Origin of the sequence: Pseudomonas sp. PDM03 (genome assembly GCF_014852385.1) — a bacterium.
Taxonomy (GTDB): Bacteria; Pseudomonadota; Gammaproteobacteria; order Pseudomonadales; family Pseudomonadaceae; genus Aquipseudomonas; species Aquipseudomonas migulae.
In genome coordinates this window covers 57614-74824 of record NZ_JACVBM010000005.1, presented here as the reverse complement: position 1 = coordinate 74824, position 17211 = coordinate 57614, and the positions used below count along the sequence as shown (strand labels likewise).

At 60.3% G+C, this 17211-nt stretch carries 19 protein-coding genes; 11 read left to right on the top strand and 8 right to left on the bottom strand.

Features of this window, described 5'->3' with window-relative positions; translation table 11 throughout:
- Positions 1-6 precede the first annotated feature (6 nt).
- The gene (locus IB254_RS10220; protein ID WP_192417202.1) at positions 7-411 is read right to left on the bottom strand and encodes an acetyl-CoA sensor PanZ family protein; all 405 of its coding nucleotides are present in this window, start codon (positions 409-411) and stop codon (positions 7-9) included.
- Between the two features lie 224 nt (positions 412-635).
- On the opposite strand from IB254_RS10220, the gene IB254_RS10215 reads away from it, so the two are divergent.
- The 7 genes from IB254_RS10215 (at position 636) to IB254_RS10185 (ending at position 6447) form a co-directional block, all read left to right on the top strand.
- Entirely contained in the window at positions 636-2300 is a 1665-nt protein-coding gene (locus tag IB254_RS10215) for an OFA family MFS transporter (RefSeq protein WP_192417201.1), read from the top strand.
- A 264-nt stretch (positions 2301-2564) separates the two neighbouring features.
- Positions 2565-3158, top strand: coding sequence for an imidazoleglycerol-phosphate dehydratase HisB (gene hisB / locus IB254_RS10210; protein WP_003218037.1), 594 nt, complete (start codon positions 2565-2567; stop codon positions 3156-3158).
- Entirely contained in the window at positions 3158-3796 is a 639-nt protein-coding gene (gene hisH, locus IB254_RS10205) for an imidazole glycerol phosphate synthase subunit HisH (protein ID WP_192226824.1), read from the top strand. The genes hisB and hisH overlap by 1 nt, the downstream gene beginning before the upstream one ends.
- Positions 3797-4054 carry a DUF2164 domain-containing protein gene (locus tag IB254_RS10200; RefSeq protein ID WP_008024930.1) on the top strand — a complete coding sequence of 86 codons (258 nt, stop codon included), beginning with the start codon at positions 3797-3799 and terminating at the stop codon, positions 4052-4054.
- A 42-nt stretch (positions 4055-4096) separates the two neighbouring features.
- Positions 4097-4834, top strand: a complete 738-nt coding sequence (hisA, locus tag IB254_RS10195) for a 1-(5-phosphoribosyl)-5-[(5-phosphoribosylamino)methylideneamino]imidazole-4-carboxamide isomerase (protein ID WP_008041005.1) — start codon at positions 4097-4099, stop codon at positions 4832-4834.
- Positions 4835-4843: 9 nt separating this feature from the next.
- Positions 4844-5614: an imidazole glycerol phosphate synthase subunit HisF gene (gene hisF, locus IB254_RS10190; RefSeq protein ID WP_007972752.1), complete on the top strand. Its 771-nt coding sequence runs from the start codon at positions 4844-4846 to the stop codon at positions 5612-5614.
- 77 nt (positions 5615-5691) lie between these two features.
- Entirely contained in the window at positions 5692-6447 is a 756-nt protein-coding gene (locus IB254_RS10185; protein WP_008024926.1) for a substrate-binding periplasmic protein, read from the top strand.
- Positions 6448-6560: 113 nt separating this feature from the next.
- Here the strand turns inward: IB254_RS10185 and IB254_RS10180 are convergent, their stop codons facing one another.
- The 4 genes from IB254_RS10180 to gpmI all read right to left on the bottom strand — a co-directional run bounded on the left by IB254_RS10180 (position 6561) and on the right by gpmI (position 11742).
- Positions 6561-7328 (bottom strand): divergent polysaccharide deacetylase family protein, encoded by a 768-nt coding sequence (locus IB254_RS10180; RefSeq protein ID WP_192417200.1) that lies wholly within the window; start codon positions 7326-7328, stop codon positions 6561-6563.
- Between the two features lies 1 nt (position 7329).
- On the bottom strand, positions 7330-8649 hold the full coding sequence (locus IB254_RS10175; RefSeq protein ID WP_192417199.1) for a S41 family peptidase: 1320 nt from the start codon (positions 8647-8649) through the stop codon (positions 7330-7332).
- Between the two features lie 34 nt (positions 8650-8683).
- A complete protein-coding gene (locus IB254_RS10170) occupies positions 8684-9982 on the bottom strand; it encodes a murein hydrolase activator EnvC family protein (RefSeq protein ID WP_008024921.1) in 1299 nt (432 codons plus the stop codon).
- 230 nt (positions 9983-10212) lie between these two features.
- Positions 10213-11742, bottom strand: a complete 1530-nt coding sequence (gpmI, locus tag IB254_RS10165; protein WP_192417198.1) for a 2,3-bisphosphoglycerate-independent phosphoglycerate mutase — start codon at positions 11740-11742, stop codon at positions 10213-10215.
- Between the two features lie 153 nt (positions 11743-11895).
- On the opposite strand from gpmI, the gene IB254_RS10160 reads away from it, so the two are divergent.
- The 3 genes from IB254_RS10160 to secB are packed head-to-tail and all read left to right on the top strand — an operon-like array spanning position 11896 to position 13092.
- Complete coding sequence (locus IB254_RS10160) at positions 11896-12309, top strand: rhodanese-like domain-containing protein (protein WP_008024918.1); 414 nt, start codon at positions 11896-11898, stop codon at positions 12307-12309.
- Position 12310: 1 nt separating this feature from the next.
- Positions 12311-12565: a glutaredoxin 3 gene (gene grxC, locus IB254_RS10155; RefSeq protein WP_008024917.1), complete on the top strand. Its 255-nt coding sequence runs from the start codon at positions 12311-12313 to the stop codon at positions 12563-12565.
- A 41-nt stretch (positions 12566-12606) separates the two neighbouring features.
- Entirely contained in the window at positions 12607-13092 is a 486-nt protein-coding gene (secB, locus tag IB254_RS10150; protein ID WP_007897410.1) for a protein-export chaperone SecB, read from the top strand.
- Between the two features lie 122 nt (positions 13093-13214).
- On the opposite strand, the gene trmL is transcribed toward secB, so the two are convergent.
- A complete protein-coding gene (gene trmL / locus IB254_RS10145; RefSeq protein ID WP_192417197.1) occupies positions 13215-13670 on the bottom strand; it encodes a tRNA (uridine(34)/cytosine(34)/5-carboxymethylaminomethyluridine(34)-2'-O)-methyltransferase TrmL in 456 nt (151 codons plus the stop codon).
- Between trmL and IB254_RS10140 the strand changes: the two genes are divergently transcribed.
- Positions 13669-14109 carry a hypothetical protein gene (locus tag IB254_RS10140; protein ID WP_192417196.1) on the top strand — a complete coding sequence of 147 codons (441 nt, stop codon included), beginning with the start codon at positions 13669-13671 and terminating at the stop codon, positions 14107-14109. The two genes, trmL and IB254_RS10140, sit on opposite strands and share 2 nt — an antisense overlap.
- Before the next feature lie 524 nt (positions 14110-14633).
- On the opposite strand, the gene ntrC is transcribed toward IB254_RS10140, so the two are convergent.
- Together ntrC and glnL are read right to left on the bottom strand one after the other, a co-directional pair.
- Entirely contained in the window at positions 14634-16070 is a 1437-nt protein-coding gene (gene ntrC / locus IB254_RS10135) for a nitrogen regulation protein NR(I) (protein ID WP_064675450.1), read from the bottom strand.
- Positions 16067-17152 carry a nitrogen regulation protein NR(II) gene (gene glnL / locus IB254_RS10130; protein ID WP_192417195.1) on the bottom strand — a complete coding sequence of 362 codons (1086 nt, stop codon included), beginning with the start codon at positions 17150-17152 and terminating at the stop codon, positions 16067-16069. Before glnL ends, ntrC begins: the two co-directional genes overlap by 4 nt.
- Between the last annotated feature and the right edge of the window lie 59 nt (positions 17153-17211).

Below are 17211 nucleotides of genomic sequence, written 5' to 3'. Positions count from 1 at the left end.
CAGCGATCAACCCGGCAGCACATCCAGTGGCACTTTCAGTTTGGCCGCCAGCGCCTGGGACTCAAGGTGTCCGGCAGGCGCCAGCAGGCGCAATGTCGCACCCGATTGCGACGCCAGTTTCTGCGCTTCGTTCACCATTCGCTCGGCAACCCCACGACGACGGGTGATTTTTCGTACACATAGTTGGGACAGGTGCCAGACGTCCTGGTGCCTTTGCAAGCGTGCCGCGCCCAGCAGGCGATCATTGAAACGCCCGGCGATCAACGAGCCGTCCCGCAGGCAGCTTTCGATCAACTGCACATCATCGTCAAACGGCGCGAACAGCCAATCCGGCGCATCGCGGTAAATCTTCTGCAAATCCTGCTGATCCTGGTAGGTGGCTTCGTTCAGCAGCTCGACGATGACAGGCATGACGGTTCCTTCAGTGGTACGAGAACAGATGACTTGCAAAAACGTGATATCAGTTTGGTTTTTCTGTCACGTGCAAATGGTAACCTCTGCCGGTTCGTCCGTCCTTCTGCGACGCGATGTCGCACCAAAATGGAGCTTCACCTCAAAAAAACAGTCATGCGTGCGCATAAAGGCTGGAGGTGAGCAGTGGCTGGCGAACCATACTAATAATTGGGGGATACACAATGACCACGAGCATTACGGCAGACGGCCTCAGCGCCGATCAGCCTGCGTTCCTGTCCAAGGAACGCATCATCGCCAAGCCCGGTTTCAACCGTTGGCTGGTGCCACCGGCCGCGCTGGCCATCCACCTCTGCATCGGCATGGCCTATGGCTTCTCGGTGTTCTGGTTGCCGCTGTCCAAAGCCCTGGGCGTGACCAAGGCGGTGGCCTGTGCACCGGACATGAGCTTCATCTCGCAAGTGTTCTCGTCGCAATGCGACTGGCCGATCTCGATGCTCGGCTGGATCTACACCCTGTTCTTCATCTTCCTCGGCTGCTCGGCCGCGATCTGGGGTGGCTGGCTGGAACACGCCGGGCCGCGCAAGGCTGGCGTTGTGTCGGCACTGTGCTGGTGTGGTGGTCTGCTGATTTCGGCGCTGGGTGTGTATACGCACCAGATCTGGCTGATGTGGATCGGCTCCGGGGTCATTGGCGGTATCGGCCTGGGCCTGGGTTACATCTCGCCGGTCTCGACCCTGATCAAGTGGTTCCCGGACAAGCGCGGCATGGCGACCGGCATGGCGATCATGGGTTTCGGCGGTGGCGCGATGGTCGGTGCACCGCTGGCCGCAGCCTTGATGGGGCACTTCGCTTCGGCAGACAGCGTGGGCGTGTGGCAGAGCTTCCTGGTGATGGCCGCGATCTACTTCGTGTTCATGATCGGTGGCGCACTGTCTTACCGCGTACCGCCAACCGGCTGGAAGCCTGAAGGCTGGACCGCTCCGGCGAAAAAAGCTTCGAACGCGATGATCACTCATCGTCACGTGCACGTGAATGTGGCGTGGAAAACCCCGCAATTCCGTCTGGTATGGCTGGTGCTGTGCCTGAACGTGTCCGCCGGTATCGGCATCCTCGGCATGGCTTCGCCGCTGTTGCAGGAAGTGTTCGCCGGCAAATTGCTCGGCACCGACCAGACGTTTGGTCAGCTCGACGCGGGCCAACTGGCCTCGATTGCCGCGATTGCTGCCGGCTTCACCGGTTTGCTGAGCCTGTTCAACATTGGTGGCCGATTCTTCTGGGCATCGTTCTCGGATTACCTGGGCCGTAAAAACACCTATTTCGTGTTCTTCGCCCTCGGTTTTGCGCTGTACGCGTTGATCCCGAACCTTGGTCACCTGGGCAACGTTGCGCTGTTCGTGGCGGCGTTCTGCATCATCCTGTCGATGTATGGCGGCGGTTTTGCGACGGTGCCGGCTTACCTGGCGGACCTGTTCGGTACGCAAATGGTTGGTGCGATCCACGGTCGTCTGTTGACCGCCTGGGCGGCAGCGGGTGTGTTGGGTCCGGTGCTGGTGAACTACCTGCGTGAGTATCAGCTGAGCATCGGCGTTGAACGTGCCGCCGCTTACGACATCACGCTGTACATCCTCGCGGGCTTGCTGGTGCTGGGTTTCATCTGCAACCTGCTGGTGCGTCCGGTGGCCGACAAGTACTTCATGACCGACGCTGAACTGGCCGCCGAACAGGCGCTGGGCCACGACAAGGGTGCTGATGCCAGCACCGTGCTGGAGTGGAAAGCGGATGCAGGCACCAAGCCTCTGGCGGTTGCCGCGTGGCTGGTGGTGGGGATTCCGTTGGCGTGGGGTGTTTGGGTGACCCTGCAGAAAACGGCAGTTCTATTCCACTAACGCAAAACCTGTAGGCGCCGGCTTGCTGGCGATGAACGATTACGCGGTATGTCTGCATAACCGCGGTGTCTGGATCGCCAGCAAGCCGGCTCCTACAGAGGTCAAAAGCCGTGCATTTGCAATGAATCCTGGCTTGTATGGACATGTCTATCCCCGACGGAGCGGGGTTCTATCCGTCAGTCATATCACCTCTCGTGTTTCTGTTTCCCGCCCGCGCCCCTATAATGGCTGCCTTTTTCGCCCAATGATTTTGCGGAGCTGGTGATGGCCGAACGTAAGGCGTCAGTCGAGCGCGACACTCTGGAAACCCAGATCAAAGCCTCGATCAACCTGGATGGCACCGGAAAGGCCCGATTTGATATCGGTGTTCCTTTTCTTGAGCACATGCTGGACCAGATCGCCCGTCACGGGCTGATCGACCTGGATATCGTCAGCAAGGGCGACCTGCATATCGACGACCACCACACCGTGGAAGACGTCGGTATCACCTTGGGTCAGGCTTTCGCCAAAGCCATCGGCGACAAGAAAGGCATCCGTCGTTACGGCCACGCCTACGTGCCGCTCGATGAAGCGCTGTCGCGCGTGGTGATCGACTTCTCCGGTCGTCCTGGCCTGCAGATGCATGTTCCTTATACCCGCGCCACTGTTGGCGGTTTCGACGTTGACCTGTTCCAGGAATTCTTCCAGGGCTTCGTCAACCACGCGCTGGTCAGCCTGCACATCGACAACCTGCGTGGCACCAACACCCACCACCAGATCGAAACCGTGTTCAAGGCTTTCGGCCGCGCGCTGCGCATGGCCGTAGAGCTCGATGACCGCATGGCCGGTCAGATGCCATCGACCAAAGGCGTTCTGTAATGCAGACGGTCGCGGTTATCGATTACGGCATGGGCAACCTGCACTCGGTGGCCAAGGCCCTCGAGCACGTCGGTGCCGGCAAGGTCTTGATCACCAGTGATGCCGACGTGATTCGCGAGGCTGACCGGGTGGTTTTCCCCGGCGTCGGCGCGATTCGCGATTGCATGGCAGAGATCCGTCGCCTGGGTTTCGACTCGCTGGTGCGTGAAGTCAGCCAGGACCGTCCGTTCCTCGGCATCTGCGTCGGCATGCAAGCCTTGCTCGACACAAGTGAAGAGAACGACGGCGTCGACTGCATCGGTCTGTTCCCGGGCGCGGTGAAGTTCTTCGGCAAAGGCCTTGTTGAAGACGGCGAACACCTGAAAGTCCCGCACATGGGCTGGAACGAAGTGAAGCAGACGGTGAGTCACCCGCTGTGGCACAACATTCCGGACCTGGCGCGTTTTTACTTCGTGCACAGCTATTACATCGCCGCCGGTAACGCGCGGCAGGTGGTCGGTGGCGGTCACTACGGTGTCGATTTCGCTGCGGCGCTGGCCGATGGCTCGCGTTTCGCCGTGCAGTTCCACCCGGAGAAGAGCCATACCCATGGCCTGCAATTGCTGCAGAACTTCGCTGCTTGGGATGGTCGCTGGTAAATGGCCGTCAAGAAGAAGCCGCCGATCCTGACCCTCACTCCCGAGCAGGAGAACGAGGCCAATCACAAGATCAAACGCTTCATGGAGGATCGCTTCGAACTGGACCTGGGTTCGTTCGAAGCGGCCGAAATCCTTGAGCTGTTTACCCGTGAAATTGCGCCGCACTATTACAACAGGGCGATTTTCGATGTGCAGACGCACCTTAAAGAAAGGTTCGAAAGCATCGAAAGCGACTTGTGGGCGCTCGAGAAAAACTGATTTCCGAGCGAAGCTGAACACTCGAATTTGAAGGTTTGCCAGATGCTGATTATTCCCGCTATCGATCTCAAGGACGGTGCCTGTGTTCGTCTGCGCCAGGGCCGCATGGAAGATTCCACGGTGTTCTCCGATGACCCTGTGAGCATGGCCGCCAAGTGGGTGGAGGGCGGTTGCCGTCGTCTGCATCTGGTCGACCTGAACGGTGCCTTCGAAGGCCAGCCGGTCAACGGCGAAGTGGTCACCGCCATCGCCAAGCGCTACCCGAACCTGCCGATCCAGATCGGCGGCGGTATCCGCTCGCTGGAAACCATCGAGCACTACGTCAAAGCGGGCGTGAGCTACGTGATCATCGGCACCAAAGCCGTGAAAGATCCGGCTTTCGTCGCCGAAGCCTGCCGCGCGTTCCCGGGCAAAGTGATCGTCGGTCTCGATGCCAAAGACGGTTTCGTCGCCACCGATGGCTGGGCTGAAATCAGCACCGTTCAGGTCATCGACCTGGCCAAGCAATTCGAAGCCGACGGCGTGTCTGCAATCGTTTATACCGACATCGCCAAAGACGGCATGATGCAGGGCTGCAACGTGCCGTTCACCGCTGCGCTGGCCGCTGCCACGAAGATCCCGGTTATTGCTTCCGGTGGTATCCACAACCTGGGTGACATCAAGTCGCTGCTCGACGCCAAGGCACCGGGCATCATCGGCGCGATCACCGGCCGGGCGATCTACGAAGGCACCCTCGACGTCGCTGAAGCGCAAGCTTTCTGCGATTCGTACAAAGGCTGAGGACTGACCATGGCGCTGGCCAAACGCATCATCCCTTGCCTGGACGTGGATAACGGCCGGGTCGTCAAAGGTGTGAAGTTCGAAAACATCCGCGATGCCGGCGACCCGGTGGAAATCGCCCGTCGTTACGACGAGCAGGGTGCCGACGAGATTACTTTTCTCGACATCACCGCCAGCGTGGACGGTCGCGACACCACGCTGCATACCGTTGAGCGCATGGCCAGCCAGGTCTTTATTCCGCTGACCGTTGGCGGCGGCGTGCGCACCGTGCAGGACATTCGCAACCTGCTGAATGCCGGCGCGGACAAGGTCTCGATCAACACTGCCGCTGTGTTCAACCCGGAATTCGTGGGAGAGGCGGCGCAGCATTTCGGTTCGCAGTGCATCGTTGTCGCCATCGACGCGAAGAAGGTCTCTGGTCCGGGCGAAACCCCGCGCTGGGAAATCTTCACTCACGGCGGGCGCAAGCCGACCGGTCTCGACGCGGTCGAGTGGGCGAAGAAGATGGAAGGCCTGGGTGCCGGCGAAATCCTGCTGACCAGCATGGACCAGGATGGTATGAAAAACGGTTTCGACCTGGGCGTTACCCGTGCGATCAGCGATGCGCTGGGTATTCCGGTGATCGCCTCCGGCGGCGTCGGCAACCTGCAGCATTTGGCCGACGGCATTATCGAAGGTCACGCCAGCGCAGTTCTGGCCGCGAGTATTTTCCACTTCGGCGAATACACCGTGCAGGAAGCCAAGGCCTACATGGCCCATCGCGGCATCGTGATGCGCTAAACAAACGATACAGGCCAGTGGACATCATGGCGGGCTCAAGGCACTCTTGGGTACGCCATGGATCTCGGTAGCCAGACATGCTCAAACGCCTTCTTCTTGCCCTCGCCAGCGCTTCTCTATTGCAGATCAGTGGCGTGCACGCTACCGAAAATCCCGACGCCGACCTGGTGCTGCTGACGGAAAACTTCCCGCCTTACAACATGGCCAAGAACGGCAAAAACTTCGCTCAGGACGAGAATATCAATGGCATCGCCGTGGACATTGTCCGCGAGATGTTCAAGCGTGCCGACGTAACCTACAGCCTGACGTTGCGTTTCCCTTGGGAGCGAATCTACAAACTTGCCCTGGAAAAACCCGGTTACGGTGTTTTTGTGATGGCGCGATTGCCGGACCGCGAGAAGCTCTTCAAGTGGGTCGGCCCGATCGGTCCGGATGACTGGATCATGCTGGCCAAGGCGGACAGCAAGATCAGTCTGGAAACGCTGGAAGATGCGCGCAAATACAAGATCGGTGCGTACAAGGGCGACGCGATTGCCGAGACGCTGGCCAAGCAAGGGCTAAAGCCGATTGTTGTGCTTCGGGATCAGGACAACGCGAAGAAACTGACCAGCGGCCAGATCGACTTGTGGGCCACGGGCGACCCGGCCGGGCGTTACCTGGCGCGTCAGGACGGTGTCACCGGGCTCAAGACCGTGCTGCGCTTCAACAGTGCGGAGTTGTATTTGGCGCTGAACAAAGACGTGCCGGATGAAACCGTTGCCAAGCTGCAAGCCGCGCTGGATCAGCTGCGCAAGGAAGGCGTGGTGGACGAGATCATGGGGCGGTATCTCTAACCGTACACCCAATCCTTGTAGGAGTCGGCTTGCCGGCGATAGTGGCAGTGAAATCGATGCATGATTCGAGGCCGCCATCGCCAGCAAGCCGGCTCCTACAGTGGTTCCGTTGATTAGCGGTACACGCCATCCTTGCCGTGCGCAGTCGTTGCGCGGTTACTGCGCACGCTGATCATCAACTTGATATCAATCCAGTCAATGCCCTGAGCTTTCAGCTTCGGCAATTCGCGCTCCAGCACTGCCAGTGTCTGCGGATACGGATGCCCGATCATCACCGCCGAACCCTGCTTGTGTGCCAGATTGATCGCGGTCTGTAGCTGGGTGAAGATCGCCGCTTCCGTTCGCTCATCATCCAGAAACACATCCCGCGAAACACTCGCCAACCCAATCTTCTGCGCTTCGGCCGCTGCCACGGTTTGCGCACTGGTGCGGCTGTCGACGAAGAACTTGTGCCGCCGCTGCAACTCCGCCATCAACCAGGCCATGGCGGGTTGCTGTGCGGTCATGCGACTGCCCATGTGGTTGTTGATGCCGCTTGTGTACGGGACCATTTTGAACGCCGCGTCGAGGCGCTTCTGCAGCTCTTCGATGGGCAGCTCGGGATGCCAGGCGAACGGCCCCGTGGCGGGGTCCATCGGCATGTGCAGGATGACGATCTTGCCGGCGCGATGGGCTTCGCGGGCGAATTCGGTGGCGTGGGGTGTGTCGGGCATGATCGCCGTGGTCACCGGGCCGGGCAGGGCCAGCACGCGGCGATCCCGGGGCAGGTTCTGCCCCAGGTCATCGATGATCAGGCTGATGTAGGCTTTTTGAGGGGCGGGCGCCGCGTGAGCAACACCCGCCAGACAGCACAGCAGACCGAGAACCAACCGCAGGCGCATATCAGCGGCCGGAAGTGATGCTCAACCCTTTGAGCAGGCTCAGGGCCTGGGCCAACTGGTAGTCATCGTCCTGCGGCATCGCTTTGGCCTTGCCGCTGGAGCCGGTCGGTTTGTCGGCGCCGCCGTTGCCATTGCCCAGGTGACCTTGCAGATCGGCTTCCTTGAAGTATTCGCCGTCCTGCTCGCTGGTGATCTTGGCCTTGCGCACTTCGATGTCCGGGACGATGCCCTGGGCCTGGATCGAGCGGCCGTTAGGCGTGTAATACAGCGCCGTGGTGATCTTCAGCGCACGGTCGTTGTTCAGCGGCAGCACGGTTTGCACCGAGCCCTTGCCGAAACTGGTGGTGCCCATGACCACCGCGCGTTTCTGGTCTTGCAAGGCACCGGCAACAATTTCCGAGGCCGAGGCACTGCCGCCGTTGATCAGCGCAACCATCGGCACCGCTTCGCTTTCGTCTTTGCCGGTAGCGGAGAAGCGCAGCTCGGAGTTGGCGATGCGACCCTTGGTGTAAACGATCAGGCCCTTGGTGATGAAGTGGTCGACCACTTCCACCGCCGCCTGCAGCACGCCGCCCGGGTTGTTACGCAAGTCGAGGATGATGCCTTTGAGCTTCTTGCCGTTGTCCTTGCGCAACTTGGCCAGGGCCTTGGAGACTTCTTCGCCGGTCTTGACCTGGAACTGGGTGATGCGGATGTAGCCGTAGCCGGACTCCAGCAACTGGCTCTTCACGCTCTTCACCTGAATGATGGCGCGGGACAGGGTCACGTCGAACGGCGTGCCGCCATCGCGAACCAGGGTCAGGGTGATTTTCTGGCCGATCTTGCCGCGCATCTTGTCCACGGCTTCGGTCATGCTCTGGCCGCGAGTCGGCTGGCCGTTGATCTTGACGATGAAGTCGCCGGCCTGAATGCCGGCCTTCGAAGCGGGTGTGTCATCGATAGGCGAAACCACCTTGATGAAGCCGTCTTCGGCGCCGACTTCGATGCCCAGGCCGCCGAATTCGCCGCTGGTGCTTTCCTGCAATTCAGCGAAGTCTTCCGGGCCCAGGTAGGCGGAGTGCGGGTCGAGGTTGCTGAGCATGCCTTTGATGGCGTTTTCCAGCAGGGTCTTGTCGTCCACCGGTTCGACATAGGCTGCCTTGATCCGGTCCATGACCTCTGCAAAGGTGCGCAACTCTTCCAGCGGCAACGGCGCCTTGGTGGTCGCAGCAGTGCCCGCAGGCGCGACCGCCGGAGCTGGTTGAGCAGCGAACGCCAGAGGCGCGCCGATCACCAGGGCGATCGTCAGGGCCAGCGAGGTAAGACGGGACAAATGCAGCATGTCGAACGAACTCCTAATGTAGGTGACTCAACGCCTATCCTTGCGCGCGGCACCATTGCGCCGGATCACTCGGGTGACCCTGCTGACGAATTGCGAAATACAGTGCTGGAGTGTCCTGCCCGCCGCTGTTACCGACAGTGGAGATGGACTCACCGGCTTTCACCACGTCACCCGCAGACTTGAGCAGCGTCTGGTTGTGACCGTAAAGACTCAAAAAACCGTTGCCGTGGTCAAGGATCACCAGCAAGCCGGCACCGCGCAGCCAATCGGCAAACACCACGCGACCACCGTGCACGGCATGCACCTGGCTGCCGGCGGAGGCGCTGATCATCACGCCGTCCCACTTGGTGCGGGCGTCGTCGCCACGGGTTTCGCCAAAGCGTGCCAGCAGTCGACCATCAACCGGCCATGGAAGTTTTCCCCGGCTGGAAGCAAACGGGCCGCCAAACGTCTCGCCTGAGCTTGATACCAGGGCGCCGGGTGTCGACTTAACGGGTTTGCGTGGGGCGTCAGTGGCGTCTGCATCTGCTGCCGCCTGAGCCTCACGTAAACGCTTTTTTTCGGCTTCCTGCTGGGCAATCAGCGCTTTTTGCCGCGCTTCTTCTGCCTCACGAGCCTGGCGGGCCAGGGTTTCTTCGATGGTTTTAAGGACTTTAGACAGGTCTGCCTGATCTTGCTCGCGGGCGGCCAGCTTCTGATCACGAGCCTTTACGTCATCGCTGAGCTTGGCGAGGACTTGCTGGCGTTCCTGACGGACTTTGTCGAGTTCATCGCGCTGGCTGTCGAGGCTGCTCTTTTGCACCAGCAACTGCGCTTGTTGCAGGGCGATGTCTTTTTCGACATTGGCCAGTTGGCGCAAGGTTTCGTTGAAACTCTTCAACTGCTCCAGGCGGGCCTGGCTCAGGTAATCGTAATAGGTGAGGGTGCGGGCGAATTTTTCCGGATTCTGCTGGTTGAGCAGCAGTTTCAAATACTCCTGACGGCCGTTCTGATAGGCCGCGCGGGCCTGAATGGCGATCAGTCTTTGCTGTTCAATGCGCGCGCTCTGGAGTTTTTTTTTCTCACCATCGAGACGCTGCAGCTCGGATTCGCTTTTCTTCAGCTCTTTTTGCAGGGCTTCGACCTGCTTCTCGAGCTTGCCCATCTCGGTCTCGGTGCCCTTGAGGTCTTTCTGCACCCCGGATTTCTCTTCCTGGAGCTTGCCCAGTAGTTTTTTCAGCTCGGCGATGTCCTGACGCGTGGCGTCCAACTGTTGTTGGGTTTGCGCGCGCTCGTCAGCAAAGGCCGGTTGGAGCAGGCAAGTCAGGGCAAGGGCTATCAGGACGCGAAGCATAGAGGCGGGCGACACCAGGGAAAGGGACGGCCTAGTATGCCCGCCCCACGCTGCAAAAAAAACGCCCAATTGGGGCTGTGTGATAACCGGCCCGAAAAACCACGCAAACCCACTGTAGGAGCGAGCCTGCTCGCGATAGGGCCTTAACATTCAACATAGATGTCGACGGTCAGACGGCTATCGCGAGCAAGCTTGCTCCTACAGGGTTTGGCGGTGTTTGAGCGACCGGGTTACACCAGAATCGAAGTCCCGGTCATTTCAGCCGGTTTTTCCAGGCCCAACAGCTTCAGCATGGTCGGCGCCACATCCGCCAGCACGCCGCCTTCACGCACCTTCAAGTCACGCTTGCCGACATAAATGAACGGCACCGGCTCGGTGGTGTGCGCGGTGTGCGCCTGGCCGGTGGTTTCGTCGGACATTTGCTCGACGTTGCCGTGATCCGCCGTGATCAGCGCTTCGCCGCCGACTTTGTCCAGCGCATCGACGATGCGGCCGACGCACAGGTCCAGGCATTCCACGGCTTTCACCGCTGCTTCGAACACGCCGCTGTGGCCGACCATGTCGCCGTTGGCGTAGTTGACCACGATCACGTCGTAACGCTGGTTTTCGATGGCATCGACGATGCGGTCGGTGACTTCCGGCGCGCTCATTTCCGGCTGCAAGTCATAAGTGGCGACTTTCGGCGACGGGATCAGGATGCGTTCTTCGCCCGGGAACGGTTCTTCACGACCGCCGGAGAAGAAGAAGGTCACGTGGGCATACTTCTCGGTTTCGGCGATGCGCAGCTGCGTCTTGCCGTTTTTCGCCAGGTAGTCGCCGAGCACGTTGTCCAGGCTGCCGGCGGCGAAGGCCGATGGCGCAGGGATGCTGGCGGCGTATTGGGTGAGCATGACGAAACCGGCCAGTTTTGGCTGGCGCGCACGTTCGAAATCCTTGAAACCGTCTTCGACGAACACGCGGGTCAGCTCGCGGGCGCGGTCGGCGCGGAAGTTCATGAACACTACGGCGTCGCCGTCTTCGACTTTAACCGGCTCACCGATGGAGGTGGCTTTGACGAATTCGTCGCTCTCGCCACGCTCGTACGCGGCTTGCAGGCCTTCCTGGGCGGTGGCGGCGTTGAATTCGCCGTTGCCTTCGACGATCAGGCTGTAAGCCTGGGACACGCGGTCCCAGCGGTTGTCGCGGTCCATGGCGAAGTAACGGCCAATAATGCTGGCGATCCGGCCTTTGCCGAGGGCCTGGAAGGTCGCGTCGAGCAGTTCGATCGACGACTGGGCGCTTTTCGGCGGCGTGTCGCGGCCATCGAGGAAGGCGTGCAGGTAGATTTTTTCCGCGCCGCGTTTGGCAGCCAATTCGGCCATGGCAACCAGGTGATCCTGGTGGCTGTGAACGCCGCCATCGGACAGCAGGCCCATGAAGTGCACGGCTTTGCCGGCGGCAACGGCTTTATCCACAGCCGCGCAGATGGTCGGGTTCTCGAAGAACTCGCCGTCGCGGATCGATTTGGTCACGCGAGTAAAGTCTTGATACACAACGCGGCCGGCACCGAGGTTCATGTGGCCGACTTCGGAGTTGCCCATCTGGCCATCCGGCAGGCCGACGTCCATGCCACTGCCCGAGATCAGACCGTTCGGCACGGTGGCCCACAGACGGTCCAGTACGGGCTTCTTCGCCGCATAGATGGCGTTGGATTCAGGGCTCTCACTGTGACCGAAGCCGTCGAGAATAATCAGGACCAAAGGTTTAGGCGTGGTAGTCATGGATTCCACTCGTGGCTGAGTTAAAAGAGGGCAATGGAAAAGGGAGTGGCAGTTTAAAGCGAAGTTCCGACGGCGTCACCGCCGGACGGGGTTTGGCCCACCATAGTGGCTGTGTATACTGGCCGACATTTTAACGCCCTGGAACCTCCTTCGATGGTTGCTCACCTGATTGAATTTGCCACTAACCACTATCTGCTCGTCGGTATCTTCGTGGTACTGCTGGCGTTGCTGATCGCCTATCAGATGCAAGGCGGCGGCCGCAGCCTGAGCACCGGTGAACTGACCGGCCTGGTCAACAAGGACGCGGGCGTTGTGATCGACATTCGTCCGGTCAAGGATTTCGCCGCCGGTCATATTGTTGGCGCGTTGAACATTCCTCACGACAAACTGGCCGCTCGCGTGGCCGAACTGGAAAAGCACAAGGCCAAGACCATCATCCTGGTCGACGCCATGGGCCAGACCGCCGGCACTCACGCTCGCGAACTGATGAAGTCCGGCTTCACCGCCGCCAAGCTGTCCGGCGGTATTTCCAGCTGGAAAGGCGACAACCTGCCGCTGGTGAAGTGATATGAGCAACGTCGTCGTCTATTCCAGCGATTACTGCCCTTACTGCTCGCGAGCCAAGTACCTGCTCGAGAACAAAGGCGTGGCCTTCGAAGAGATCAAGGTCGATGGCAAGCCGCAGGTGCGCGCCGCCATGGCCCAGAAGGCCGGGCGCACGTCCGTGCCGCAGATCTGGATCGGTGAGCGCCACGTTGGCGGTTGTGATGATTTGTTTGCCCTTGAGCGCGCCGGCAAGCTCGACGCCATGCTCAAGGCCTGAATGCCTTCCCTATAAGACCCCAAGATCAGAAAGGATCTGAGATGACTGACCAACAGAACACTGCAGCTAGCGAAGAAGAAACCGCACCGCAATTCTCCTTGCAGCGCATCTACGTACGTGACTTGTCGTTCGAAGCCCCGAAAAGCCCGGCGATCTTCCGCCAGCAGTGGGAACCAAGCGTCGGTCTGGATCTGAACACCCGCCAGAAGGCACTGGAAGGCGACTTCCACGAAGTCGTGCTGACCCTGTCCGTGACCGTGAAAAACGGTGAAGAAGTAGCGTTCATCGCTGAAGTGCAGCAGGCCGGGATCTTCCTGATCAAGAACCTGGACGACGCTTCGATGAGCCACACCCTCGGCGCGTTCTGCCCGAACATCCTGTTCCCGTACGCTCGCGAAACCCTGGACAGCCTGGTGACCCGTGGTTCGTTCCCGGCCCTGATGCTGGCCCCGGTGAACTTCGACGCGCTGTACGCACAAGAACTGCAACGCATGCAGGCGGCTGGCGAGACTCCAACCGTTCAATAAGCTGCGCAGCTACACCCGTGTGGGAGTGAGCCTGCTCGCGATGGCGGTGTGTCAGATGACATCAATGTCAGCTGACACACCGCCATCGCGAGCAGGCTCACTCCCACATTTGTTATGGGGTGTTATTTGAAGTCGTTCTGCCGCCAGGCTTCGTAGACGGCAACCGCCACAGTGTTCGACAGGTTCAGACTGCGACAGCCTTCGCGCATCGGCAAACGCAGGCGTTGTTCGCTGGGCAGGGCATCCAGCACTTCCGCCGGCAAGCCTCGGCTTTCCGGGCCGAACAGAAAGGCATCGCCCTCTGCGAAGCTCGCGTCATGGAACGGCCGCGAACCCTTGGTGGTAAACGCGAACACCCTTGGATGACCAAGGCTCTCCAGACAGCTGGCAAGGTCTGCATGGCGCTGCAGGGTGGCATACTCGTGATAGTCGAGGCCGGCCCGGCGCAGGCGCTTGTCGTCCATCTCGAAGCCCAGCGGTTCGATCAAATGCAGGTGGCAGCCACTGTTGGCGCACAGCCTGATAACGTTGCCGGTATTCGGCGGAATTTCTGGTTGAAAAAGGATGACGTGAAACATGCACGGCTCCGAAGGTAAAGATGACGGGCATTCTACGCCGCAAGCGGATCCCCGTTCGAAACTATTCCCGCGCGTGATGGGTTCGCTGGCGATTGTCGGGGTAATGGTGGGCCTGATGATCGGTCGCCTGACCACGCCCGACCCCAGTGAATTGCAGCAGATCGAGGTGACGAACGACGGCCTGGTGGTGTGGTTCAACAACGAACCCAAGTCCCACGGCGAGTTTATCGACGGCAGCCTGGCGTTGCTGTTCGAGGCGCAGGGCAAGACGCAGAAAGGCCAGCTCAAGCTCAACGACAAGAACGTGAACTGGCGGGTGCGATTGAGTGATGGGGGGTTGTTGCTGTCGGTGGTGGCGGCCCGGCCACTGCAAGGCGAGTGGGCCGGTAGCGAGGTCGATGACCGCTGGCGGCTGGAGATCCATCTCCGGGAGCAATAAAAGAGGGAATCCCCGGCCTGCCTGTACCAAGGTTCCCAAAACGGCAGGGCTCGCGCATTGCATCGTGAGCCCGGTGTAAAGAAGGAACCCCTGACCTGCCTGTATCAAGGGCCCCAAAACTGTTTGGGCTCGTCGCAAGTGCGGTGTGAGCCCGATGTAAAGAGGGGAATCCCCGGCCTGCCTGTACCAAGGTCCCCGAAACCGGGTAGTGAACTGAATCACTGAATGGACTATTGCAGGGGGCGTGCCAGGTTTTAACAGCTTGAAACAATCACGCGTTCTGAAACGCCAAAAGCCCCGTAATACGGGGCTTTCGTGTTTTTTCGCCAGGGGTTCGATTGTGAACGCAGGCGGGATTTTGGATCAGTTGGCGTGCGCGATTGCGGTTCACGGTGCATTCAGGCGGTGCACGTTGGCCCCAAAAGCTTCGCGGGCAAGCCTCGCTCCTACAGGTTCGTAAAAATCCTGTAGGAGCGAGGCTTGCCCGCGAATGATCTATGCAACGATGATGATCTAAAGGCTGATTAACCTTCCTCCCCCTCATCATCATCCCCACCATCCACCTTCATCCCCAGTTCCTTGATCTTGCGCGTCAGGGTATTACGCCCCCAACCCAGCAAAACCGCGGCATCACGGCGACGGCCAGCGGTGTGCTTGAGCGCCGTCTCGATCATGATCCGCTCAAACGCCGGCACCGCGCTGTCGAGCAGGCTCGACTGACCGCGCGCCAACGCCTGATCGGCCCACTGACGCAACGCTTGCTCCCAGTTGGTCACCGGCGCCGAATCCTGCGGCAGGCTCAGCAGCTCCGGCGGCAGGTCGCTAATGTGCACTTCGCGACCCGAAGCCATCACCGTGATCCAGCGGCAGGTGTTCTCCAGCTGACGGACGTTGCCGCCCCACGGCAGGTTCTTCAGGTATTCCTCGGTTTCGCTTTTCAACAGCTTCGGCTCGACCGCCAGTTCTTGCGCGGCGCGGCTGAGGAAGTGTTTGGCGAGGGTCGGGATGTCTTCGCGACGGTCCGACAGCCGTGGAATATGAATGCGGATCACGTTGAGGCGGTGGAACAGGTCTTCACGGAATTTCCCGGCGTGCACCAGGGTTTCCAGGTTCTGGTGGGTCGCGGCGATGATCCGCACGTCGACTTTGACCGGCACGTGGCCGCCGACGCGGTAGAACTCGCCGTCTGCCAGCACGCGCAGCAAACGGGTCTGCGTGTCTGCCGGCATGTCGCCGATTTCATCAAGGAACAGCGTGCCGCCATCCGCCTGTTCGAATCGTCCGCGCCGCAGGTTGGCCGCACCGGTGAACGCGCCTTTTTCATGGCCGAACAGCTCGGATTCCATCAGGTCTTTCGGGATGGCCGCCATGTTCAGCGCAATGAATGGCGAAGCCGCCCGTGGACTGTGACGGTGCAGGGCGTGGGCGACCAGCTCTTTACCCGTACCCGATTCACCGTTGATCAGCACGGTGATGTTGGAGTGGCTCAAGCGCCCGATGGCGCGAAACACTTCCTGCATCGCCGGCGCTTCGCCGATGATTTCCGGGGTGCGGGTCAGGGCGACCGGGACTTCCAGGCCTTGTTGTTCCTGGGCGTGCTGGTTGGCGCGCTTGACCAGGGACACCGCTTCGTCGACATCGAACGGCTTGGGCAGGTATTCGAACGCGCCGCCCTGATAGGACGCGACAGCGCTGTCCAGATCGGAGTGCGCAGTCATGATGATCACTGGCAGCCGTGGGTGTTGCTCGCGAATCCGCGCCAGAAGGTCCAGACCACTGGCACCCGGCATGCGAATGTCGGAGATGATCACGTCCGGCTGCTGGCGCGCCAGGCGGCTCATCACGCCATCGGCGCTGTCGAAGCTTTGCGTGGTCATGCCTTCCTGCTGCAAGGCTTTTTCCAGGACCCAACGGATAGAACGGTCGTCATCGACGATCCACACGGTTTCACTACGGCTCATGTCGATGTGGCTCCTTGTTCCAGTGGCAGAAAGATCGAGAAGGTGGTGTGGCCTGGATGGCTGTCACATTCGATCAGGCCCTGGTGCTGGCTGATGATGTTCTGGGTAATGGCCAGGCCGAGCCCGGTACCGTCCGGGCGCCCGCTGACCATGGGAAAGAAGATGGTTTCCTGAAGTTCCGCAGGAATGCCGGGGCCGTTGTCGATGATTTCGATCTTGGTCACCAGGCGATGGCGCACGTGGCCAATGGTGAACTGGCGCATGGCGCGGGTGCGCAGGCTGATGCGGCCCAGGCGCAACTCGTTCTGGCTGCTGATGGCCTGCATCGCGTTGCGCACGATATTCAGGACGGCCTGAATCATCTGTTCGCGGTCGATCAACACGTCGGGAATGCTTGGGTCGTAGTCGCGCACCAATGTGATGCAGCCCTGGCTTTCCGCCTCGACCAAGTGGCAGACGCGTTCCAGCACTTCGTGGACATTGCACATGGCCAGCGATGGCAACTTGTTGGAGCCGAGCATGCGATCGACCAGGTTTCGCAGGCGGTCGGCTTCTTCAATGATGACGTTGGTGTAGTCGCGCAGGCTTTCTTCCGGCAGCTCGCGGGCGAGCAACTGGGCCGCACCGCGAATCCCGCCGAGCGGATTCTTGATCTCGTGAGCGAGGCCTCGCACCAGCATCTTGCTGGTTTCCTGCTTCGACAACTGCGCCTCTTCCTTGGTGATCCGCAGCAAGCGGTCACGCGGGTGGACTTCCAGCAGCAGCATGGTGGCGCCGTTGGCCAGGATCGGTGTGACCGCGTAATCGACGGTCAGCATCTGGCCGGTCAGGGCGGTGAGCATCGCTTCGCGTTTGGTGAACGGATGCGCCTGCTCGACCGCCTGACGCAGGGAGTTCAAGGCTTCGGTGGATTCGGTGAACAACTCACTGATGAACTGCCCATGGCTGCGCTGGCCACTGATGGCCAGCAGCATCTCTGCCGCCGGGTTCATGTACTCGAGGCGCAGTTCGGCGTCGAGCAGGATGGTGGCGGTGGTCAGGTTGTCGAGCAGCAATCGATGCAGTGCGTCGCTAATGGTCATCAGGACCTCTTTTGGAGCAGGGCGTGCGCGTGAATAACGCGCCGATATGAGGAAAATGC